Origin of the sequence: Aquisalimonas sp. APHAB1-3 (assembly GCF_048323695.1) — a bacterium.
In the GTDB taxonomy this organism is placed as follows: Bacteria; Pseudomonadota; Gammaproteobacteria; order Nitrococcales; family Aquisalimonadaceae; genus Aquisalimonas.
The window spans coordinates 19805-40479 of the sequence record NZ_JBLWFT010000018.1; the positions used below are offsets into that span (position 1 = coordinate 19805).

Genomic DNA, 20675 nt, shown 5'->3' on the forward strand with positions numbered 1-20675 from the left:
GTTCCTGGCTGTCAACTGGGCCGGTATGGTGCAGGCCGTCATCATACTCGCCGTAGGCTGGCTGCTGGCGCGGCTGGTGTCGCGGTCGGCGGCGCGGGTGTTGAGCCTTCGCCTGGATCTGCACCAGACCACCATCGCCCGGCGGGTGATCTTCTACGTGATCCTCGGCCTGGTCATCGCCTCGGCGCTGCATCAGCTCGGATTCCGTCTGGGTGTGCTGCTGGGTGCGGCCGGCATTCTGACCGTGGCCATCGGCTTTGCCTCGCAGACCTCGGCGTCGAACCTGATCAGCGGCCTGTTCCTGATCGCCGAGCGGCCGTTCCAGATCGGTGATTTCGTCCAGATTGGCGACACCATGGGCGAGGTGCTGGCCATCGACCTGCTCTCGGTCAAGCTGCGCACCCGCGACAACCTGTTCGTGCGCGTGCCCAACGAGACGCTGGTGAAGACCCAGGTCACCAACTACTCGCGGTTCCCCATCCGCCGCTATGACCTGCAACTGGGCGTCGCCTACAAGGAAGACATTGGTCGCGTGAAGACCGTGCTGGAGGGCGTCATGGATGCCAATCCGCTGTGTCTCGAAGAGCCGAAACCGCAGATTTTCTTCCAGGGGTTCGGCAGCTCGTCGGTGGATCTGCAGGTGTCGGTGTGGGCGGTCAGGGACAATTTCATCGAGTTGCGCAACACCCTGCCGCTGGAGATCAAGAGGGCGTTCGACGAGCACGGCGTGGAGATTCCCTACCCGCATGTCAGCCTCTACACCGGCCGTGCTACCCGCCCATTCCCCGTGCAGCAGGCCGCACCCGATGATGATCAGGATCAAGAGGTCGGGGGGCGAGAGGGGTAACCTTGCTCCGGACCCTGAAACAGGAGGGCATGCATGTCGGAGTTTCTCTCGCTGCACGGCAAACGCGGTCTCGTGGTCGGTGTCGCCAACGAAGACTCCATCGCCTGGGCCTGTGCAAAGGCGTTTCGCGACCTCGGTGCCGAGCTGGCCCTGACCTACGTCAACGACAAGGCCCGCCCCCACGTGGAGCCGCTGGCGCGCCGGGTCGGCGCGTCGCTGTTCGAGCCGTGCGACGTGCGGGAAGAGGGCCAGCTCGAGGCGCTCTTCCAGCGCATTGAGCAGCACTGGGGCGGGCTGGATTTCCTGCTCCACTCCATTGCGTTCGCCCCGCGCGAGGACCTGCACAGGCGGGTGGTGGACTGCAGCCAGGCCGGCTTTCTGCAGGCCATGGACGTCTCCTGCCACAGCTTTCTGCGCATGGCGCGCTTGGCCGAGCCCCTGATGCGGGATGGCGGCGCATTGCTGACCGTGAGCTTCTACGGGGCGGAAAAGGTGGTAGACGACTATAACCTCATGGGGCCGGTGAAAGCGGCGCTGGAGGCGAGTGTCCGTTATGCCGCCGCTGAGCTCGGCCCGCGTGGTATCCGCGTGCATGCGCTGTCGCCCGGGCCTCTGAAGACGCGCGCGGCGTCCGGCATCAACCGCTTCGACGAACTGCTGGAACGGGCCCGGGAACGGGCACCGCAGGACAGCCTCGCCGACATTGACGACGTCGGTGCCATGGCCGCCCTGCTGGTCAGCGACCGGGCGAAGACCCTGACCGGCAATACGACCTACATTGACGCCGGCTACCACATCGTCGGCTGAACCCTGGGAGCAGGCATGAGCAACAAGCAGACCGCACACCACGGAGAGCCCCGGCGCCAGCTCACGCGCCTTCTGCAGATGGCCGAGGGGCTCCCGGCCCTGCGTACCGCCGTGGTTCATCCGGTGGACGAGCCGAGCCTCGCAGGCGCCATGGAAGCGGCCCGGCGTGGGCTGATCGAACCGGTGCTGGTCGGGCCGGAAGCGAAGATCCGTGCCTGTGCCGAGAGCGCGGGCCTGGAACTGGGCGACGCGGAGATCGTTGCCACCGAGCACAGCCACGAGGCCGCCGAGACGGCCGTGCGCATGGCGGCCACGGGCGACGTGGCAGCGCTCATGAAGGGCAAACTGCACACCGACGAGATGATGCAGGCGGTGGTCGCCCGACGGGGCGGTCTGCGCACCGACCGGCGCATGAGCCACGTCTGGGCCATGGACGTGCCCACCTACCCGCGGCCGCTGCTGATCACCGATTCGGCGCTGAACATCAGCCCCGATCTCACCACCAAGGCGGACATCTGCCGCAACGTCATTGAACTGGCCCAGGCCCTGGGTGTGGACAGCCCGCGCGTGGCCATCCTCTCCGCCACGGAGGAGGTCAACCCGCAGATCCGCTCCACCATCGACGCCGCGGCCCTGTGCAAGATGGCCGACCGCGATCAGATCCGTGGTGGTCGGCTGGATGGGCCGCTGGGATTCGACAATGCCATCTCCGAGGAGGCGGCGCAGACCAAGGGCATCCGCTCCGAGGTGGCCGGCCGGGCGGACGTGCTGCTGGCGCCGGACCTGGAGTCCGCCAACATGCTGGGCAAGCAGCTGCACTACCTGGCGGAGGCCGAGGCCGCCGGTATCGTGCTCGGCGCGCGGGTGCCTATCGTGCTCACCAGCCGCGCCGATGATGTCTTCTCGCGCACCGCGTCCTGCGCCATCGCGCTGCTTCTTGCCGCCTACTATCGGGAGGGTCGCCAGCCATGAGCGACGCGTCCAGTCTGCTGGTGCTCAATGCCGGCTCGTCCAGCATCAAGTTCGCCGTGTATGGCGATGGTGAACCGCCGGTGAATCGCTGGCGCGGTCAGGCCGATGGCCTCGGCGGCGAACAGGCGCGCTTTCGGGTGCGCGACGCCGACGGCGGGGTGGTCGCCGACGAGGCGCTGAAGGACAGCGATCATCGCTCTGCCCTGGAGCGGCTGCTGGGTTGGCTGGACGAGACGGTGGGCTACGAGAACCTGCTGGCCGCGGGGCACCGGGTGGTGCACGGCGGTGTCGACTTCCACGCGCCGGTGCGGCTCACCGAAGACAACACCGCCGCGCTGGAGTCCCTGAGCAGCCTTGCCCCGCTGCACCAGCCCCACAATCTGGCGCCGGTGCGGATTCTCGCCGATCTGCGCCCGGACCTGCCGCAGGTAGCCTGCTTCGATACCGCCTTCCACCGCACCCAGGACGCCGTGGCCCAGCGCTTCGCCCTGCCGCGTCAGTGGGGGGAGCGCGGCGTGATCCGGTACGGCTTTCACGGGCTGTCCTACGAGGCCATCGCCACGGCATTGCGCGAGGCGCACCCGCGCATTGCGCCCGGGCGGGTGATTGCCGCGCATCTTGGCAACGGCGCCAGCCTCTGTGCCATGCGCGATGGCCGCAGTGTGGCCACCAGCATGGGATTCACCGCCCTGGACGGCCTGCCCATGGGCCAGCGTTGCGGCGCCCTGGATCCGGGCGTGGTGCTCTATCTGCTGGAGCAGGGCATGAGCCGTGAGGACGTGCAGGACATGCTCTACCACCGCTCCGGCCTGCTGGGCATGTCCGGCATCAGTCACGACATGCGCGAGCTGTTGGCCAGCGACGCCCCGGAAGCGGCGGAGGCGGTCGAGACCTACTGCTACCGGGCGGCGCGGGAGATTGGCTCCCTGGCCGTGGCGCTGGACGGCGTGGATGCGCTGGTGTTCACCGCCGGTGTGGGCGAGAACGCCCCGGCGGTGCGCGCCGGCATCGTCGATCGCCTGGGCAGCCTCGGCCTGGCGCTGAGCGCTCCTGCCAATGAGGCCAACGCCCTGTTCATCAGCGCCGCAGACAGCGCGCCAGTGCTGGTGCTGCCCACGGACGAGGAGGGCATGATCGCCCGCCACGCCCGGTCGCTGTTATGGTAGACGCGCAAGCGGGCTGGTCCGTCCGCGAGGGAGGCCGTCACCATGAAGCGCGTCTACAGTGCCCACAGCCCGCTGATGGTGGGACACGTGCGCAACCTGCTGGAGACCGAGGGCATCCGCTGCACGACCCGCAACATGGGGCTTGCCGGCGCGGCCGGGGAGTTGCCGCCCACGGCCGTCTGGCCGGAGCTGTGGGTGGAGCGGGAGATCGACTACGAACGCGCCGAGCGCATTGTCGCCGCGGCTTTGGACGACACCCCCTCCGGCGAGCGCAACTGGCGTTGCTCCGGGTGTGGTGAGGAGCTGGAGCCGCAGTTTGCGCAGTGCTGGAATTGCGGCGGGCGCAAGCCGGAAAACGATGGTTGAGTGGCGTCATGGTGGACCTGAAGGTCCACCCTACGCAGCCAGCCCGGCGGAATGCCGGCCGCGGCCTGATGGTGGACGTAAACGTCCACCCTACGCCTCAATGCGGCCGCGGCGCTCTCACCCGTAGGGTGGACCTTCAGGTCCACCATCACGCTACCCAATCCGCCGGTCATTCCCCCTGCCCCAGGTATTTACGCCAATCCACCCGGTCGTCCGCGAATGCGAGGATGTCGCTGGTGGTGAGTGCGTCCCGCGTGTTGTAACGGACCGGGGCGAGATCGCGCATGTCCGTGATGTAGCCGCCGGCTGCCTCCAGAATCGCCTGGGGCGCGCCCATGTCCCACTCCGAGATGGGGCCGTAGCGGGGAAAGAAGTCGGCGCGACCTTCGGCAATGAGACAGAACTTCAGCGATGCCCCCCACACATCGGTGGCGTGCTCCGGCAGGCGCGCCAGGGTGCCGCGGGTCCGCGGCCCCGGGTTGCTGCGGCCGAGCACCACGCGCAGCGGGTCGCGCGCCTGGGGGGAGGTGCGGATGGGGACGGGTTCGCCGCCGTCCGCCTGCCGGAACGCCCCCAGGTCCGGCCCGCCGAACCACGTCTGCCCGAGGGCGGGTGCGTGCACGATGCCCAGCACCGGGCGGTGATCCTCCACCAGTGCGATGTTGACGGTGAACTGATCCGACCGGCGCACGAACTCGCGGGTGCCGTCCAGCGGATCCAGCAGCCAGTAACGCCGCCAGCCACGCCGCTCGCTGAAGGGCGGCGGGGCGGTCTCTTCGGAGACGATGGGCAGCTCGGGGCCGAGCCGGGCCAGGCCGTGGCGCAGCAGTGCGTTGGCGCGGCGATCCGCCGGGGTGATCAGCGTGGTGTCCGCCTTGGTGTCCACGTCGAAGCCCTGACGGTAGATCCCCATGATGACCACGCCTGCCTGCCGGGCGAGCTGGCAGGCCTGGGGCAACAGTCGTCGCAGGGTCTGCTGATTCACCGGAGCGTGCCGCCTCCCCCTTCCCGCTGGCGGAGGAAGTCGCGGGCAAGATAGAGCGCGGCGATGGAGCGGCCCTCGCTGAACTCGTCCTCCAGCACCAGGGATTCCAGATCGGCCAGCGGCCAGTCCACCACTTCCAGCGGCTCCGGTTCGTCGCCGGGCGCCGGGTCAGGGTAGAGCCCTTCGGCAAGCACCACCTGGGTACGATGACCGAAGTAGCCGGGGGCGAGGCTCAGCGCGCGCAGGGGCGTGAGTCGCTCGGCGGCGTAGCCGATCTCTTCCATGATCTCGCGGTTGGCGGCGACCAGCATGTCCTCGCCCGGTTCCACACGGCCCTTGGGAAGCCCCAGTTCGTAGCGCTCGGTGCCGACGCCGTACTCGCGGATGAGTTTGAGGGTGCCGTCGCCTGTTACCGGTACGATGATCACCGCGCCCACCCGGCCGGAGCCGCGCATGCGCTCGAAGGTGACCTCGGCGCCGTTACTGAAACGCAGGTCCACCGCCTCCACGCGGAAGAGCTGTGACTGCGCCACGGTGCGGGTGTCGAGAATCTCGGGTTTGTCTGCCATTGGTTCGCGTGTCCGGTTACTGAAGCCGCCCCTGGAAGCCCATGGGGTTGTTGATGTTGCCCTCGAAACGGATGTCCAGCGACTCCGTGGGGTCGGGGATGCCCAGCGCCATCATGCCCTGCAGGAGCTCCTCGCTGGCCGCATCGGTCGTGGCCACCCGTGTCGTTCCGGTCATGGTACCGTCCAGCGCCAGTTCGATCATGCCGTCCACGTCCAACGGGCCCTCTTCGGTGTTGCGCAGGTCACTGCGCAGGCCGCCGCCCGGCGTGGTCTCGGCGCGTGCGCCGAAGCTGCCGAGGGGGACAGTCTCGCCCAGGGCCGTGACGCTGGCACTGGTCCAGTTGACGATGCCGTTCAGCCGGGCCGGTTGCCCGTCGCGGAGTTCGGCGTCACGGATGTAGGCATCCACCCGGCCACCCAGGGTTGCCGGGTAGTGAGTCTCGCCCACCAGCCGCACCAGTGCGTCCGCGCCGATCTCGGCGCGCACGTCGCTGAGCGTGACCCGGCCGTCGGTTCCCGGGCTGACGTGGCCGCTGAACCGGCCGTCGGCCACCTGGCCGGAGACGTGGTAGGCCACTCGGGCGCTGCGGAGTGCCGAGGTGTCCAGGCGCCAGCGGAGCTGGTCGATGCGGACCCCCTCGATCACCACGGTGTCCGCACCGCCGTCCAGCAGGTTGCCCTGCAGTTCCATGGCGTCCAGCGGCAGATCCCCTTCCAGCAGCCGGTAGGCCTGGGACGCGGGAATGGTGAGCGCCAGCGTGACGAGGAAGACCGTCACGCCCAGCGCGATCAGAGCGATACGTCGCTTCATCACGGCTCCAGAAGCAGTTGTGCGTCCACGCGCCCTTCTTCACCGGCGCGCCGGACGGTGACCTGATCGGCAGTGACGCCGTAGGTCTGGCGCAGGTGGACGAGCCAGCGGATCAGCGCATCGAAGGCGATGCCTTCAAAGTTTACACGGGCGCCGTCCTCACCGGCGGGTTCGATGCGCGCGAGCTGCGATCCGAAACCGTGCTCCCGGGCACTCTGGTCCGCCAGTGAGAACAGCGCCTGATCCCGGTCGGCGGCGTCCGGGTCGGCGGGCGCTTCGCCCTGCAGGGCGAGAATGCGGTCCCGGGTCTGTTCCATCCAACCGGCCAGCGCGCGTTCCTGGGCAACCCGCTCGTCCAGGTCGGCCACCGCGCGTTCGGCGGGCAGGCGCAGGGCGAAGATGTAGAGAATCACCACCAGCGCGCCACCGCCCAGTATCAGCACGCGCCGCTCCCGGGGGGCGAGCCCCTGCCACCACTGTCTCATGAGGCCTCCCTGCGGATGATGACACGGCCCTGGACGGTATCGTCCTCCGATCGGGCCTGGCGGATTTCCGCGCTGAAGCCGTTCTCGTCATCCAGGGTCTGCTTCAGGCGGTCGAGCTGCTGCAACGAGCCGGCGTCCACGTCGAGCTCCAGGGTGTCGCCGCGCCAGTTGAGGCTGCCCAGCTGCAGCCCGTCCGCCTGCCGGATATGCGGGCCGAGGGCGAGCAGGGTATCCAGCAGGTCGCCGCCACCGGCGGTATCGCCGCCCCGGACCTGCTCCAGGCGCGTTTCCATGCGCGAACGCGGGGCCACCACCCGGTTGGCGTCGGGGAAGACGTCGCGGAACACCGATTCGACCCGCGCCTCCAGGTCGGCCAGCTCGCCCTGCAGTTGCCAGCGTTCCACCAGCACCCGGCTGGTGTCCACCAGCAGGAACGCCACCAGCAGCGCCGCCGCCGGCAGCCACGGCCGCCAGCGGGCATGGCCTGTGCTGGCCACGGCGTGGGTGCCCTGACGCAGCTCCAGCGCGCCGCGACTCACCCGGTCGGCCAGTGCCGCGTCCGGTGGGCGGTCGGCGGGCTCCACGGGGAGCGGGAGCGCCGCAGTCCCGGGAGGCGCATCGCCGAAAGTCACCAGCTTCTGTGGTGCTGGCTCCGCGTGCTCGGCCAGAGCCGCCTCCAGCAGGACCGCCAGGTTCTCCGTTTCGCCGGCGAAGCCGGTATCAGCACCGGTGCGCACCACGAAACGCCCGCCTTCCATCAGCGCCGTCCAGGCATCCCCGTGCTCCGGCAGCGCCAGGGCGTCGGCAGTCATGTGCGCAGGCGCCAGCCCGGCCTGATCCAGGGCGTCAGTCCAGGCGCGCATTCGCTCGTGCGCCACCACGGCAACGGTGCTGGTGCCCGCCGCGTCCGGGGCGCCCGTGGCAAAATGCAGGTCGTCTATGTCACCCACCAGCTGATCCTCCAGAACGAAGGGGATCGCCTGCAGGCGCTTCTGGTGGTTGCGGGTGGGGATGGTGACGTGGGTTAGCAGGATCTCCTCGGTGGGCACCAGGGCCACGACTCTGCGCCCGCCCGCGCGGTCGGCGAGCGTGTCCAGCGCGTCATGGCCGCGGGCTTCCACCTGGCCGTCCCGGTCGGTGGCGGCCCACCGGGCGTGACCGGTGTCGCCGGGGAGCAGCCGCAGCAGCAGTGTCGGGGTCATCGGTCGCTCTCCATGGATACGCTGCTCAATCGAAGAATCCCTGCCGGCGCATGATCACGGCGCCGCCGGTTTCCCCCTGGCGATAGACCACGCTCTCGGTGCGGATGGTAACCCGGCCGAGGGAGATCTCGCTGCGCAGGAGGAAATAGTTGCTGCCGACGCTCAGGTGTCCCGGTTCGAGCGCGGCGCCGGCGACCGCCGGGTGTGCGAGGAATGCGTCCACGGATTCCCAGCCGTCTTCCGGTCGGTCGGCCGCCAGGTCCTCGGCCGCATCGGCCGACAGCCCAGGCGCCACGGCCTGGAGCACGGGCGGTGGTGCGGTGTTGACGTTGATCGGCGTTGCCTCGGGCAGGGCGGTGACGTACGGGGCCATGCGTCGCCACTGGGCGTCGTCGACCTCGCGCACCAGCCGCAGCTCGGAGGCGCTGGCCATGGGGCGGTTGGCGACCCGGTAGGGCGGATCCAGCCGCGAGTACCAGTCGTCTCCGGCGCCGTCGGGGAAGCGCACCTCGGGGGCCACGTCGATCCAGTCCGCGGCTGCCTGGACGAGGGGCGGCTCGATTTCAAGCGCCAGCAGCAGTGCGGTGAGCTGCTCGCCTGCCGTTTCGTCGTCTTCGCCGGGGCCTGTGACCAGTGTGTTGATATTGAACCGTCCCTGCAGGTCCTCCAGCCGCAGGCGCATGGTTGCGCCTTCAAACGGGGGCGGCGTGATCGCCTGGGCCCAGGGCTCGTTGAGGTGGTCCACGGCGTGGTCGTTCTGCCGGCGGTCCTCCACCAGCATGGCAATGGCCCACTCCTCCACGCCCCGGGCATAGGCGTAGGCCTGATCCCGGGCCAGGAGGTTCTGGGTGCGGCGGATGTCCATGTGCTGCCGGCTGACCAGTTCCACCGCGAGCACGGTGACCAGCGCCACCGCGAGCAGGGCGGTGATCAGGGCGACGCCGCGTTGGCCGCGTGGCGCGGTCACGGCGTCACCTCCGGCGCGGCCTGCGTCCGGGCGGGTGTGTCCACCAGGCCGAGTACGCGGGTGATGGTGTCCAGGTCGTCCAGCGCGATGCTGATCTCCACCGCCCGCGGCAGTTGCGGTGAGCCGGGCAGGGCGTCCGCCGGCGGCCAGGTGGAGCGCCACTGGGCATCATCGTCCATGAAGCGCAGCTCGATGTCCGTGGCGCCGTCGAGCAGCGCCCGGTCGCGCCGCCCCGGCTCCGGGGGCTGATCCAGGGCGTCCCAGCTCAGCCGCACCAGGGTGTCCTCCTCGATGCCGTAGGCCACCCGCTCCAGTTCGCTGCGGCGCACCCCGAGCGGGTTGGAGCGGCCGCTGCGCGTGAATTCCAGCGCCGCCAGATCGTCGCTCAGCATGGCGGCGCGCGGGTCGCCCAGGGGGTCGCGGATGGGCCGGGCGACGGCCTGCTGCAGATCGCGCTCGATCAGGGCCATGGCGGTTTGCACCGCGGCCAGCCGGTCGGCGTGGCCCGCCACCCGCTCGCGGTTGTCGATCATGACCATGATGCCGGTGAAGCTCACCGCCGAGACCATGGCGAAGATCGCCAGTGCCACCAGCATCTCGATCAGGGTGAAACCGCGCGCCGGGTTCATTCCATCGCCTCCGGCGGCAGCTCGTCCATGGTGTCGGTGAGGCGGGGATTGCTGATCAGCCCGGTCATGGTGGCAACAGGATTGTCATCGTTCTCGTCGCGGAAGACGTCCACGTCCACGCGGCGGAAGTCCGGGTTCGGGGTCTCCTCCACCTGCGCTTCCCAGTGCCACTCGCGGCCACCCATGGCCTGGGCGCCGGTGTCGCCCTCGTCGTCCCAGAAGTCGCCGGCCTGCAGCTCAGTGAGCACATTGCCGCCGACCCACTGGGCGAACGTGCGCTCTTCCAGGTGGCGGGCGTTGGCGGTCATCTCCGCGCCGGCCTTGATCACCGCCGTCATGGCGATGGCGAGCACGGCCACGGCGACCATGACCTCCAGCAGGGTGAAGCCCCGTTGCCGTCGGCTCATGGGGCGTCCCCCTCCTGGTGGTAGACGATACTGCCGTCCAGGTCGCCGCTGACGATCCATGCGGGCTCGTCGGTGCCCGGGACGCGGATCTCCACCTCGAAGGGGGTCAGCTCGCCGCTGGAGAGGATCAGTACGTGCGGGGTGTCGTCGCCGTCGCCGGGCTCGCGTTCGCCGGGGAGGTCGTCGGTGCTGATCTCCAGGGTGAGATCGCGGGGCAGGGTGTGTGGCGCCAGCGCCCGGTCGTGCCCGAAGGCGTCGGCGTCCCAGGCGTCGCCGTCTAGCCGCACCACGGTGTAGCCGTCATCGTCCAGCCGCAGGCCCAGTTCCCGGGCCTGAATCACGGCTTCGTCCGTGGCAGCACTCAGCACCGCGGCCAGTCGGCGCGCTTCCCGTTCCGGCCGGTCGTCACCGCCGCCGATGCGCATGACGGCAACGCTGGTGAGAATGCCGATCAGCACCACCACGACCATGATCTCCAGCAGGGTGAAGCCGGATTGCGCCCGTGCGTGCATCGCCGCTGCTCAGTCCAGGTCGCGGTTGGTGATCTCCGGGTCTCCGCCCTGGCGCCCGTCCGGCCCGTAGGTGTAGATCATGACGCGGCCGTCCGCGTCCTCCGGGTCCAGATACTCATAGGGGTTGCCCCAGGGATCGGTGGGCACGCTGCGCATGTAGCCGCCCTCCTGCCAGTTGGGCGGCTCCGGCTGGCTGCGCGGGCGCTCCACCAGCGCGTCCAGCCCCTGATCGGTGGTGGGGTAGCGGTGATTGTCGAGGCGGTACATCTCGAGCTGCGACTCCAGGGTGCGGATGTCGCTCTCCGCCTGGGTAATGCGGGCCCGCTCGGGGTTGCTCATGATGTTGGGCACGGCGAATGCAGCCAGAATGCCGAGAATCACCACCACCACCATGATCTCGATGAGCGTGAAGCCGCTCTGGGCGCGCGCCCTTGGGCCGGTGCGTTGTTTCATTGTGTGTGTTCCTCCGTGGTTGGATCGGGCCGCCCGCCGTCAGGCGACCAGCTGATTGAGTTCGAAGATGGGCAGCAGAATGGCCGCGACGATGATCAGCACCACCGTGCCCATGATCACGATCAGTGCGGGCTCGAACACCGCCAGTGCGGTGTCCACCAGTCCCTGCACTTCGCGCTCCTGGTTGATGGCGCCCCGTTCAAGCATCTCCTCCAGCCGCCCGCTATTCTCGCCGCTGGCGATCAGGTGGATGAGCATGGGTGGGAACTGCCCGCTGTCCGACAGCGCCTTGTGGATGGCGCCGCCTTCCCGCACGCGCACGGCCGCCTCCGTGACGGCCTGGCGCATGGGCAGGTTGGACATCACCTCGGCGCCGATGCGCATGGCGTCCAGCACCGGCACGCCGCTGCCGGCGAGAATGCTGAAAGTGCGCGCGAACCGGGCGGCGTTGACACCGCGTGTGACCCGGCTGACCAGCGGCAGGCGCAGCGCGAAGCGATGCACCCGGTAGCGGAAGCCCTCACGGCGCATGCCGTAGCCGAACGCCACCGTGCCCAGGGCCAGCAGGGCAAGCAGCACGATGCCCCAGGCGCGCAGGAAATCGCTGACGGCGATCAGCCCCACGGTCAGTGGCGGCAGCCGCTGGCCCACGTCGGCGAATACCTCGGTGACCTGTGGCACCACGTAGGCGAGCAGCAGCACCACCACGGCAGTGGCGATGACCACCAGAGCCACCGGGTAGATCAGCGCATTCTGGATCTTCTGCTGCATCTGCTGGCGGCTTTCGGTGTAGTCCGCCAGTCGTTCCAGGACCACGTCCAGATGGCCGGTCTGTTCGCCGGCGCCGACGGTGGCGCGGTAGAGCTCCGGGAAGGCGCGGGGGAACTGGGCCAGGCCGTCCGCCAGGGTATGCCCCTCCATGACCCGGGCGCGCACGGCGGTGAGCATCGTACGGATCCGCGGGCGCTCGGCCTGGGCGGCCGTGGCGCGCAGCGCCTCCTCCAGGGGGAGTCCGGAACCCACCAGCGTGGAGAGCTGGCGGGTGACCAGCGCCAACTCGGCGGAACGGATGCCGCCGCCCAGTTGCAGGCCCAGGCGCTCACCCCCCGCCGGTTTCTCCGCGACCGGGTCCACCGAGACGGGGATCCAGCCCTTGTCGCGCAGCTGCTGGCGTACCTGGCGGGCGGTGTCGCCTTCCAGTACGCCCTTTATCTCCTTGCCGCCGGGGTCCAGCGCCGCGTATTCGAATGCGCCCATTGCTACCTGTCTTCGTTGTATCGGGGCTGAAGCCCCTCCCACAAGTGGCGATCTCAGGACCTGCGTGGGAGGGGCTTCAGCCCCGACTCCCACCGTTTCCCTTACGCCTCCATCGGCGCCGTATCCTCGACCGTGACCCGCAACACCTCGTCAATGGTGGTCTGACCCGCGAGCACGCGGCGCACGCCGTCCTGGCGCATGCTGGGCGTACGCTCCCGGGCGTAGCGTTCGATGGCCTGCTCCGTCTCGCCGTCGTGGATCATGTTGCGCACGCGCTCGTCCACCGGGATCAGCTCAAAGATGCCGCCGCGGCCCCGGTAGCCCTGCTGATTACAGTGACTGCAGCCCACCGGCCGGTAGAGCGTGGGCGGGTCGTCCGGGCTGATGCCCAGGGTGGCACAGTCCACCGCGTTGGCGGTGTAGGGGGCCTTGCAGTGCTCGCAAAGCATCCGCACCAGGCGCTGGGACATGAGGCCGATGACGCTGGAGGCCAGCAGAAACGGCTCCACGCCCATGTCGCGCAGCCGGCTCACGGCGCCCACGGCGGTGTTGGTGTGCAGGGTGGAGAGCACCACGTGACCGGTCAGGCTCGCCTGTACGGCGATCTCGGCGGTCTCCAGGTCGCGGATCTCCCCCACCATGACCACGTCCGGGTCCTGGCGCAGGATGGCGCGCAGGCCGCGGGCGAAGGTCATGTCCACCTTGGTGTTCACCTGAGTCTGGCCGATGCCTTCCAGGTAGTACTCGATTGGGTCTTCCACCGTGAGAATGCTGCGGCTCTGGTCGTTGAGTTCGGTCAGCGCGGCATAGAGCGTGGTGGTCTTGCCGGAGCCGGTGGGGCCGGTGACCAGCACGATCCCGTGGGGGCGGTGGATGATGGTGTCCAGGGGTTGGCGCAGCGTCTCGGGCATGCCCAGGTGTTTTAGATCGAGGCGGCCGGCCTGCTTGTCCAGCAGGCGCAGTACCACCCGTTCGCCATGCCCGGAGGGCAGGGTGGAGACGCGGATATCCACGGCGCGGCCGGCCACCCGCAGGCCGATGCGGCCGTCCTGGGGCAGGCGTTTCTCGGCGATGTCCAGCCGAGCCATGACCTTGATGCGTGAGATCAGCAGTGGCGCCAGGGCGCGCTGGGGCTCCAGCACCTCGCGCAGCACCCCGTCCACGCGGAAACGGACCACCAGGCGGTTCTCGAACGGCTCGATGTGGATATCGGAGGCGTTCTCCTTGATGGATTCCGTGAGGATGGCGTTGATGAGCCGGATCACCGGCGCGTCGTCCTCGCTCTCCAGCAAGTCCTCCGGTTCCGGCAGGCTCTCGACGATGCGGTTGAGGTCGAGGTCGTCGCCGATATCGTCGACGATCTGCTGGGTTTCACCGGTGCCGCGCTCGTAGGTCCGCTGCAGGAGCTGTTCGAACGCCTCCGGCTCCATGCGCTCGAGCTGCAGCGGCACGCCGAGGCTGCGGCGCAGCTCCTGGAAGGTCGCGGTGGCTGCGCCGGGCCGGTAGGCGACCTGCGCATGGTCCGGCTCCAGCGCCGTGACACACACACCGTGCCGTCGCGCAAAGGCGAACGACGGCCGCTGCCCGCTGCCGGCGCCGGGCGCAGTCTGTGGCGGGCTGTCCGGGTTCGTGGTGTCCATGTCAGTCACCGGCAAAGGGGGTCGGCAGCTCCGGTCGGTCCAGCCGCGGCAGCGTTGGAGAGTCCGTGTCGCGCAGCAGGCCGGTATCGCGCTCGCGCTGATCCAGCTGCTGCGCACGCATGTAGCTGTACTTGCGGCCGGTCAGCCCCTCGGCTGTAGCGCTGTCGCGGATGATGTTCGGCTGCATGAACACCATCAGGTTGCGCTTGGTCTCGCTGGTGGAGCGGTAGCGGAACAGCTCTCCCAGAAATGGCAGCGAACCAAGCCCGGGGACGCGCTGCTCCTGCTCCTGCACTTCGTCGTCCATGAGGCCGCCCAGGGCGATGACCTGGCCATCGTCGGCGAGCACGCTGGTCTGGATGGTCCGGCGGTTGGTGATCGGCCCGGCCTCGGAGGTCTCGCCGATGACGTTGGAGGCTTCCTGCTCGATATCCAGCCGGATGGCGTCCCCCTCGTTGATCTGCGGCGTGATCGTGAGAATGATGCCCACATCTTCGCGGTCGATGGTCTGGAAGGGGTTGGCGACGTTGCGGCCTTCCTGGCTGAACTGGCCGGTGACGAACGGGCGGTTCTCGGCGACGCGGATTTCCGCCTCCTGGTTGTCCATGGTCACCAGCGACGGCGTCGACAGGATGTTGGTGTCCCGGTCCTGGGAGAGCGCGCGCACGAATGCGCCGAACTGGACACGGCTGTCCAGGTCACCGATCACGGCGCTGACGCCGTCATCCACCTGCGGCGAGTCGGTCCCCAGCGTGAGCAGGCTCTCCACCGGGGTGCCGATGCCACCGAACCGTGTCAGGCCGGCGGCCCCTTCCGCGCCGCCGTCGACGAACCACTGCACGCCCCGTTCGGCGTCCCGCTCCGTGGAGATCTCGGCGATGGCCGCCTCCACCATGATCTGCGCCCGGCGGATGTCCAGGCGCTCGATCACCCGGCGGAGCGAGTCCACCAGGTTGGGCTGGGCGGTGATCACCAGCGCGTTGGTGGCCTCGTCGGCCTGAATGCTCACGGCCGGCTCGTCGGCGCTGCTCTCCGTCTCGCGCCGTTCCTGGATGTTCTCGCTGACCCCGGTGAGCGTCTCCACCATGTCCTCGGCGCGGGCGTAGCGCAGATAGATGACGTGGGTGTCGCCCTCTTCGTCGTCCGGCTCGTCCAACTCGGCAATGAGTGCGCGCATGCGCAGCCGCTGGTGATGATCGCCGGAGAGGAGGATGCTGCCGGTGCGCTCGTCCACGGCAATGCGCAGTTCCGCCCCGGGGCGCGTTTCGGCGTCGGTGCGCTGCAGGCTCTGCAGAATGCGCGCCACTTCGCTGGCGGAGGCGTTCTCCACCGGGACGATGTCCACATCTTCGTCGCCGGCCTGGTCCACGTCGTCCACCAGTCGCTGAATCCGCTCCATGTTGCCGGCGCGGTCGGAGATGATGAGCGCGTTGGCGGGCGGGTAGGCGGCCAAATGGCCTTCCTGGGGCACCAGCGGGCGCAGAATGGGCACCAGCTGCTCTACGGGCACGTTCTCCACGTGGATGACGGCGGTAACCATGTCGCCCGGGGCCTCCGGCGAGTCCCCGGTGGCGAGCTGTTTCGCCGTGGCGTCCGGCACGATCTTGATGATGTCGCCAGTGGGGATGGTGGCGAACCCGTGGGTTTCCAGAATCGACAGAAACACCCGGTAGAGGGCGTCCTCGTCCATGGGCTGGCTGGTGACAACGGTGACGGTGCCGCGCACCCGCGGGTCGATGATGAAGTTGCGGCCGGTGACATCGGCCACCGTGTTGATCAGTGCCGTGATGTCGGCTTCCTGCAGGTTCAGGGTCACCCGGTCGTCGCTGTCCACGTCCACGGCGTCGTCCTGGGCGGCCGCCGCGGAGAGCAGGCCGACGGTGAGGGCTGCCGGCAGCAGCAGTGTGCGCCATGTCATCATCGTGGTTCCTGTCAGTTGAAATCGATCTGCAGCGTCTGCTCGTCGCCGTCACGGCGCACGCCCAGTTCCACCGGCTCGCCGCCCTCCAGGCCCTGCACCGCCTCGAAGGCGCGGGAGGGGCTGTCCAGCGCCGTGCCACCGATGGACGTCACCACGTCATCGGGCTCCAGCCCCAGCAGCTCCATGACGCGTTCATCCTCGCCGGGCGAGACTCGTACGCCGACCATTTCGCCATCCTCGGTGGCGGGCTGCAGCCCGACCATCTGGGACAGTTGCCGCGGGTCGTCGGCCAGCTGCTGCCGGTAGTGTTCCAGTTCGTCGCTTTCCCCGCTGCCATCCCCCTGACCCTGGTCGGCCGTCGGCGTCCCGCTGGCCTTTCCGTCCGCGAGACTTGTATCCAGATCGTCGACCGTTCGATCAAGCGGGATGCGCGCTGCCTCCAGCGACAATGTTTCGAATGCGCCCTGTCTGCGAAGTACGACCCGGTTCTCGTAGATGGCCTCGATGCTGCCACCGGCGAGACTGTCTCCTTCCCGGTACTGGCGCGTTCCGTCCCGGCGGCTGCTGATCAGCGCGCTGGCGCGGCCGGCCTTCGGGCTATAGAACACGCCCTTGAGCTCTAGGGCGAGGTTCGTCTCGGGCGCGTCAATGCGTCCATCGTCATCGTCGCGCGAGTCCGCCTCGCCAAAGAGTTGCCAGCGGGCGATAGACTCAAGCGACTCGCCCCCGCCCGCAACGTCCCCGCTTCCTGCCCCATCCCGCGGGGGCGGTGCCGAGGTGGAAGGCTCCGGAGCCGGCATGATGTCCCATGTGAGGCGTGCGGAACCGTAGGCAACCATCACCACCAGCAGCGCCGTTAACGGGAACGCCAGCCGTTGCAGGTGCTCCGGCTTCCACTGGAATCTGGATAACAGGGTGGACACATTCATGTTTCCGGGTTGTGGGCGTTCCGTGCCAACACGGCACCCGCTATTCTCATTAATATCTGCAGCCGAGGTTAATGCGTGCGAGGGGGCGGTTGCAATGTTGCTCGGATTTGCATTCACTCAATGGTCGATGATTGACACGCCGTTTCACCGCGGCTATCGTTGCTGTCATCAATCAACCGGCCGCCTCGACTCCAGCGAGCGCGCCCGACGCGGATCCCCGCTTCGCATTCCATCAACTGTCGACTTTTCCGGAAGACTCCGAACCAGGCACTCGGGAGGCACCCAACCGTGAGCGGAGAGATAGTCTTTGTTACGGATGACAACTTCGATCAGGACGTGCTGCAGGCCGACGGGCCGGTGCTGGTGGATTACTGGGCGGAATGGTGCGGCCCCTGCAAGATGATTGCGCCGATCCTCGAAGAAGTGGCAAAAGAATACGAGGGCCGATTGAAGGTTGCGAAGCTCAACATCGACGAGAACCCCGAGACGCCTCCGAAGTTCGGCATCCGTGGCATACCCACGCTGATGCTCTTCCGTGATGGCGAGGTGGAGGCCACGAAAGTCGGCGCCCTGTCGAAATCGCAGCTGGCGGCATTCATCGACAGCAACATCTGAACGGGCGTCCTGGCGCCGGCGCAGCCGGTCGCTCCCGCGGCCACTGCTCCAGGGAACAGAAGCACAATCCTTGCGATAACAACGATCCCGGTGTCCCTCACCGGGGCAGGGCGCGGCCCGTAAATCCGAGCGAACACTCACTGACAGACGACACCATGAATCTGACTGAACTCAAGAAAATGCCCGCGAAGGAACTCCTCGATCTTGCTCAGGAGTTCGGAATCGAGGGCATGGCCCGCTCGCGCAAGCAGGATCTCATCTTCTCCGTTCTCAAGGCCCACGCCAAAAAGGGCGAGGACATCCACGGCGACGGCGTTCTGGAGATCCTGCAGGACGGCTTCGGCTTTCTGCGCTCCGCCGACAGCTCCTACCTGGCCGGCCCGGACGACATCTACGTCTCCCCGAGTCAGATCCGCCGCTTCAGCCTGCGCACCGGTGACACCGTCGCCGGCAAGATCCGGCCGCCGAAAGAGGGCGAGCGGTACTTCGCGCTGCTCAAGGTCAGCGAGATCAACTTCGAGCCGCCGGAGAACGCCAAGCACAAGGTGCTGTTCGAGAACCTCACGCCGCTGTTCTCCCGCGAGCGCTTCCGGCTGGAGCGCGGCAATGGCAGCACCGAGGATCTCACCGCGCGTGTCATCGATATGTGCGCCCCCATCGGCAAGGGTCAGCGCGGCCTGATCGTCTCGCCCCCCAAGGCGGGCAAGACCATGATGCTGCAGAACATCGCCCAGAGCATCACCACCAACAACCCCGAGTGCTACGTGATCGTGCTGCTCATCGACGAGCGGCCCGAGGAGGTCACCGAGATGGCCCGCTCCGTGCGCGGCGAGGTGGTCTCCAGCACCTTCGACGAGCCGGCGAGCCGGCACGTGCAGGTGGCCGAGATGGTCATCGAGAAGGCCAAGCGCATGGTCGAGCACAAGCACGACGTGGTCATCCTGCTCGATTCCATCACCCGTCTCGCCCGCGCCTACAACACCGTGGTGCCGTCTTCCGGCAAGGTGCTCACCGGCGGTGTCGACGCCAACGCCCTGCACCGGCCCAAGCGCTTCTTCGGCGCCGCCCGCAATGTGGAGGAAGGCGGCAGCCTCACCATCCTCGCCACGGCGCTGGTGGAGACCGGGTCGCGCATGGACGATGTCATCTACGAGGAGTTCAAGGGCACCGGCAACATGGAAGTGCACATGGACCGGCGCATCGCCGAGAAGCGTATCTTCCCGGCCATCAACATCAACCGCTCCGGCACACGCCGTGAAGAGCTGTTGATGCCCCAGGACGAATTGCAGAAGATCTGGATCCTGCGGAAGGTGCTGCATTCCATGGACGAACTGGCCGCGATCGAGTTCGTCCTGGACAAGCTCAAGGATACCAAGGTCAACAGTGAATTCTTCGAATCAATGAAGCGCTGATCAACCGGGAGTAATACCTGGAGGAGGAGTGCGGCGCCCCGAGGGGCGCCGTTTTTTTTGAGATGGTGGACCTTCAGGTCCACCATCCCCTGACCAATCCCGCGATCACCCCCCGACCGCCCTCAGATTCAACTCCCCATGCCGCCAGCACCGCGCCCGGCGACCCCGTTGATCCACCACCATCGGCTGGCTGCGTTCACAACCGGCCATGGCGTGTGGGCAAATCCCACGGAACAGGCAACCCTCCGAGGTGGTGCACGCCGTCGCGGCCGGGGGCATTCCGGTCTGCGCTGCCTCGGCACCCTCGAGCAGTGCCGCCGTATACGGGTGCGCCGGTCGTTGCAGCAGATCATCCGTGCGCGCGTTCTCCATCAACTCGCCCGCGTACAGGCTCACCAGCCGGTCGCAGTGGCCGGCGATCAGGGCCGGGGTGCGGCTCAACAGCAGCACTGCCGACCCGACGCGGTCGGCAATATCGCACAGCAGTCCCGTGAGCTCCGCCTGCGCCCCGTGGTCCAGTCCCAGCGGTTGATCCATCACCAGCATCCGCGGCGGGTTGATGGTCAGGGCCGCCGCCATCACCCGGTACCGCATGGCACCGGAGAAGTGGTGGGGATAGCGGCTCAGGCTGCGCCGCGGCGTCGGTATGCCCACCTGCTCCATCGCCTCCAGGGCGAGCTGCCGGGCGAACCGATCGGAGATATCGTGGCGATGGCGGAAGGCGTCGGTGAGCTGCTGACCAGTGGTGCGAACCGGGTTGAGCACATTCATCGGATTGCGTGTCAGCACCTGGATGCCGGCGCTGCCGGGCGGCCACTCCCGGATGTCCTCCCCATCCAGCAGCATGCGGCCGTCCATGCGGGCATCGGCGGGCAGGTGGTGTGGTTGCAGCGATCGTGCGGTGAGCGTCTTGCCGGCACCAGCCTCGCCGATGATGCCCACGCAGCTTCGCCGTTTGATGTCGAAGGAGACATCGCGCAGGGCGATGTGTGCTCCGCCCTCTCCGTCGTCGAACGAGACGGTGAGGTTCTCCACCCGCAGTCGCGGGCCGCCACAGACGTGCCCGGCGGTGTCCGGGGTGGTGATACCGTTGCCCTGTTGTGTGCGCTCCGGTGCGGCGGTGTGTGCCATGTCTCCTCCGGGGCAGTTGCCCCCGTGAACAGCGCATGCGGTGCCGGCTGTTTCTTTATTGCCCAGTGCGCGCCCGCGCTGATCAGCGGGCGCCGCAGGCGTTGGCGATCGCGTCGCGTATCGCCGCGTAGTGTTTCATCAAACTACTCATGTTCAAGAACATGCTAACTGATTTAAGCTCATGGCTAGCCCATTAGGTAGTGTTCTGAATTGTCGTCCTACCAGTGTCATCACCACAGACTTGCATCAAGCCATAAGGTGGCCGGACGAGGCGGGCGCAGCTTTGGTTTCCCCGTGAGGCCGCTGCTGCACTGCCACTGGCAAGTGCAACCGTGTGATCATTCATCTTTGAGCAACCGCCGCAGCACCTTGCCCGCGCCCGTTGCCGGTAGCGACTCGCGGAACGCGATCTGGCGCGGATACTTGTAGGCGGCCATGTTCTCGCGGGCCCAGTCGATGAGTTCCTGCTCGGTGACGGAGCCGATGTACTCGGGTTTGAGCAAGACGAAGAGTTTCACCGACTCGCCGCGCTTGTCGTCGGGGACGCCGACGGCTGCGGACTGTGCGATGGCGGGGTGGTTGAGCATCAGTG

General features: G+C 68.0%; 22 protein-coding genes and 1 pseudogene. 7 read left to right on the top strand and 16 right to left on the bottom strand.

Going from position 1 to position 20675, the window contains the following annotated elements; translation table 11 throughout:
- The first annotated feature begins 25 nt into the window (after positions 1–25).
- The 5 genes and pseudogenes from ACNSTU_RS16480 to ACNSTU_RS16500 all read left to right on the top strand — a co-directional run bounded on the left by ACNSTU_RS16480 (position 26) and on the right by ACNSTU_RS16500 (position 4158).
- The gene (locus tag ACNSTU_RS16480) at positions 26–847 is read left to right on the top strand and encodes a mechanosensitive ion channel family protein (RefSeq protein WP_290630935.1); all 822 of its coding nucleotides are present in this window, start codon (positions 26–28) and stop codon (positions 845–847) included.
- 33 nt (positions 848–880) lie between these two features.
- Positions 881–1654 (top strand): enoyl-ACP reductase FabI, encoded by a 774-nt coding sequence (gene fabI, locus ACNSTU_RS16485; RefSeq protein WP_290630918.1) that lies wholly within the window; start codon positions 881–883, stop codon positions 1652–1654.
- A 51-nt stretch (positions 1655–1705) separates the two neighbouring features.
- Positions 1706–2626 (top strand): annotated as a pseudogene (locus tag ACNSTU_RS16490) (bifunctional enoyl-CoA hydratase/phosphate acetyltransferase); the annotation flags it as partial.
- Positions 2623–3792: an acetate/propionate family kinase gene (locus ACNSTU_RS16495; RefSeq protein WP_418212723.1), complete on the top strand. Its 1170-nt coding sequence runs from the start codon at positions 2623–2625 to the stop codon at positions 3790–3792. The pseudogene ACNSTU_RS16490 and the gene ACNSTU_RS16495, both read left to right, overlap by 4 nt.
- A gap of 42 nt (positions 3793–3834) precedes the next feature.
- Positions 3835–4158, top strand: coding sequence for a DUF2007 domain-containing protein (locus ACNSTU_RS16500; RefSeq protein WP_290630921.1), 324 nt, complete (start codon positions 3835–3837; stop codon positions 4156–4158).
- 169 nt (positions 4159–4327) lie between these two features.
- Here the strand turns inward: ACNSTU_RS16500 and cysQ are convergent, their stop codons facing one another.
- From cysQ to ACNSTU_RS16570, 14 genes are all read right to left on the bottom strand, one after another.
- The gene (gene cysQ / locus ACNSTU_RS16505; RefSeq protein ID WP_290630923.1) at positions 4328–5143 is read right to left on the bottom strand and encodes a 3'(2'),5'-bisphosphate nucleotidase CysQ; all 816 of its coding nucleotides are present in this window, start codon (positions 5141–5143) and stop codon (positions 4328–4330) included.
- The gene (gene nudE / locus ACNSTU_RS16510) at positions 5140–5712 is read right to left on the bottom strand and encodes an ADP compounds hydrolase NudE (RefSeq protein ID WP_290636910.1); all 573 of its coding nucleotides are present in this window, start codon (positions 5710–5712) and stop codon (positions 5140–5142) included. The genes cysQ and nudE overlap by 4 nt, the downstream gene beginning before the upstream one ends.
- A gap of 16 nt (positions 5713–5728) precedes the next feature.
- Positions 5729–6523: a type II secretion system protein N gene (gene gspN, locus ACNSTU_RS16515; protein ID WP_290630927.1), complete on the bottom strand. Its 795-nt coding sequence runs from the start codon at positions 6521–6523 to the stop codon at positions 5729–5731.
- Entirely contained in the window at positions 6523–7008 is a 486-nt protein-coding gene (locus ACNSTU_RS16520; RefSeq protein WP_290630929.1) for a type II secretion system protein M, read from the bottom strand. The genes gspN and ACNSTU_RS16520 overlap by 1 nt, the downstream gene beginning before the upstream one ends.
- Complete coding sequence (gene gspL, locus ACNSTU_RS16525; protein ID WP_290636909.1) at positions 7005–8210, bottom strand: type II secretion system protein GspL; 1206 nt, start codon at positions 8208–8210, stop codon at positions 7005–7007. Before gspL ends, ACNSTU_RS16520 begins: the two co-directional genes overlap by 4 nt.
- Positions 8211–8235: 25 nt before the next feature.
- Complete coding sequence (gene gspK / locus ACNSTU_RS16530) at positions 8236–9177, bottom strand: type II secretion system minor pseudopilin GspK (protein ID WP_290636908.1); 942 nt, start codon at positions 9175–9177, stop codon at positions 8236–8238.
- Positions 9174–9806, bottom strand: coding sequence for a type II secretion system minor pseudopilin GspJ (gene gspJ / locus ACNSTU_RS16535; RefSeq protein WP_290636907.1), 633 nt, complete (start codon positions 9804–9806; stop codon positions 9174–9176). The genes gspK and gspJ overlap by 4 nt, the downstream gene beginning before the upstream one ends.
- A complete protein-coding gene (gene gspI, locus ACNSTU_RS16540) occupies positions 9803–10213 on the bottom strand; it encodes a type II secretion system minor pseudopilin GspI (protein ID WP_290636906.1) in 411 nt (136 codons plus the stop codon). Before gspI ends, gspJ begins: the two co-directional genes overlap by 4 nt.
- Positions 10210–10725 (bottom strand): type II secretion system minor pseudopilin GspH, encoded by a 516-nt coding sequence (gene gspH / locus ACNSTU_RS16545; protein ID WP_290636905.1) that lies wholly within the window; start codon positions 10723–10725, stop codon positions 10210–10212. The genes gspI and gspH overlap by 4 nt, the downstream gene beginning before the upstream one ends.
- Before the next feature lie 9 nt (positions 10726–10734).
- On the bottom strand, positions 10735–11178 hold the full coding sequence (gene gspG, locus ACNSTU_RS16550) for a type II secretion system major pseudopilin GspG (RefSeq protein ID WP_290633984.1): 444 nt from the start codon (positions 11176–11178) through the stop codon (positions 10735–10737).
- A gap of 39 nt (positions 11179–11217) precedes the next feature.
- The gene (gspF, locus tag ACNSTU_RS16555; protein ID WP_290633986.1) at positions 11218–12435 is read right to left on the bottom strand and encodes a type II secretion system inner membrane protein GspF; all 1218 of its coding nucleotides are present in this window, start codon (positions 12433–12435) and stop codon (positions 11218–11220) included.
- A 101-nt stretch (positions 12436–12536) separates the two neighbouring features.
- Positions 12537–14075, bottom strand: a complete 1539-nt coding sequence (gspE, locus tag ACNSTU_RS16560; RefSeq protein ID WP_418212724.1) for a type II secretion system ATPase GspE — start codon at positions 14073–14075, stop codon at positions 12537–12539.
- 1 nt (position 14076) lies between these two features.
- On the bottom strand, positions 14077–15996 hold the full coding sequence (gspD, locus tag ACNSTU_RS16565) for a type II secretion system secretin GspD (RefSeq protein ID WP_290633990.1): 1920 nt from the start codon (positions 15994–15996) through the stop codon (positions 14077–14079).
- Between the two features lie 11 nt (positions 15997–16007).
- Positions 16008–16919, bottom strand: a complete 912-nt coding sequence (locus ACNSTU_RS16570; protein WP_290633992.1) for a type II secretion system protein N — start codon at positions 16917–16919, stop codon at positions 16008–16010.
- A gap of 294 nt (positions 16920–17213) precedes the next feature.
- Between ACNSTU_RS16570 and trxA the strand changes: the two genes are divergently transcribed.
- Both trxA and rho read left to right on the top strand, forming a co-directional pair.
- Entirely contained in the window at positions 17214–17540 is a 327-nt protein-coding gene (trxA, locus tag ACNSTU_RS16575) for a thioredoxin TrxA (protein ID WP_290633994.1), read from the top strand.
- Between the two features lie 155 nt (positions 17541–17695).
- Positions 17696–18952 carry a transcription termination factor Rho gene (gene rho / locus ACNSTU_RS16580; protein WP_418212725.1) on the top strand — a complete coding sequence of 419 codons (1257 nt, stop codon included), beginning with the start codon at positions 17696–17698 and terminating at the stop codon, positions 18950–18952.
- A gap of 105 nt (positions 18953–19057) precedes the next feature.
- Here the strand turns inward: rho and ACNSTU_RS16585 are convergent, their stop codons facing one another.
- Together ACNSTU_RS16585 and ACNSTU_RS16590 are read right to left on the bottom strand one after the other, a co-directional pair.
- Positions 19058–20083, bottom strand: a complete 1026-nt coding sequence (locus ACNSTU_RS16585) for an oligopeptide/dipeptide ABC transporter ATP-binding protein (protein WP_418212726.1) — start codon at positions 20081–20083, stop codon at positions 19058–19060.
- Positions 20084–20421: 338 nt separating this feature from the next.
- A partial coding sequence (locus ACNSTU_RS16590; RefSeq protein ID WP_418212727.1) for an AMP-binding enzyme occupies positions 20422–20675 on the bottom strand: 254 nt, incomplete at its 5' end.

What these genes read in the sequence shown, in the direction of transcription:
- ACNSTU_RS16480 (WP_290630935.1), top strand. Translation starts at nt 26, where the DNA reads ATGGTGCAGGCCGTCATCATACTCGCCGTAGGCTGGCTGCTGGCGCGG.
- fabI (WP_290630918.1), top strand. Translation starts at nt 881, where the DNA reads ATGTCGGAGTTTCTCTCGCTGCACGGCAAACGCGGTCTCGTGGTCGGT.
- ACNSTU_RS16495 (WP_418212723.1), top strand. Translation starts at nt 2,623, where the DNA reads ATGAGCGACGCGTCCAGTCTGCTGGTGCTCAATGCCGGCTCGTCCAGC.
- ACNSTU_RS16500 (WP_290630921.1), top strand. Translation starts at nt 3,835, where the DNA reads ATGAAGCGCGTCTACAGTGCCCACAGCCCGCTGATGGTGGGACACGTG.
- nudE (WP_290636910.1), bottom strand. Translation starts at nt 5,712, where the DNA reads ATGGCAGACAAACCCGAGATTCTCGACACCCGCACCGTGGCGCAGTCA.
- gspN (WP_290630927.1), bottom strand. Translation starts at nt 6,523, where the DNA reads ATGAAGCGACGTATCGCTCTGATCGCGCTGGGCGTGACGGTCTTCCTC.
- ACNSTU_RS16520 (WP_290630929.1), bottom strand. Translation starts at nt 7,008, where the DNA reads ATGAGACAGTGGTGGCAGGGGCTCGCCCCCCGGGAGCGGCGCGTGCTG.
- gspL (WP_290636909.1), bottom strand. Translation starts at nt 8,210, where the DNA reads ATGACCCCGACACTGCTGCTGCGGCTGCTCCCCGGCGACACCGGTCAC.
- gspJ (WP_290636907.1), bottom strand. Translation starts at nt 9,806, where the DNA reads ATGAACCCGGCGCGCGGTTTCACCCTGATCGAGATGCTGGTGGCACTG.
- gspI (WP_290636906.1), bottom strand. Translation starts at nt 10,213, where the DNA reads ATGAGCCGACGGCAACGGGGCTTCACCCTGCTGGAGGTCATGGTCGCC.
- gspH (WP_290636905.1), bottom strand. Translation starts at nt 10,725, where the DNA reads ATGCACGCACGGGCGCAATCCGGCTTCACCCTGCTGGAGATCATGGTC.
- gspG (WP_290633984.1), bottom strand. Translation starts at nt 11,178, where the DNA reads ATGAAACAACGCACCGGCCCAAGGGCGCGCGCCCAGAGCGGCTTCACG.
- gspF (WP_290633986.1), bottom strand. Translation starts at nt 12,435, where the DNA reads ATGGGCGCATTCGAATACGCGGCGCTGGACCCCGGCGGCAAGGAGATA.
- gspE (WP_418212724.1), bottom strand. Translation starts at nt 14,075, where the DNA reads ATGGACACCACGAACCCGGACAGCCCGCCACAGACTGCGCCCGGCGCC.
- gspD (WP_290633990.1), bottom strand. Translation starts at nt 15,996, where the DNA reads ATGATGACATGGCGCACACTGCTGCTGCCGGCAGCCCTCACCGTCGGC.
- rho (WP_418212725.1), top strand. Translation starts at nt 17,696, where the DNA reads ATGAATCTGACTGAACTCAAGAAAATGCCCGCGAAGGAACTCCTCGAT.
- ACNSTU_RS16585 (WP_418212726.1), bottom strand. Translation starts at nt 20,083, where the DNA reads ATGGCACACACCGCCGCACCGGAGCGCACACAACAGGGCAACGGTATC.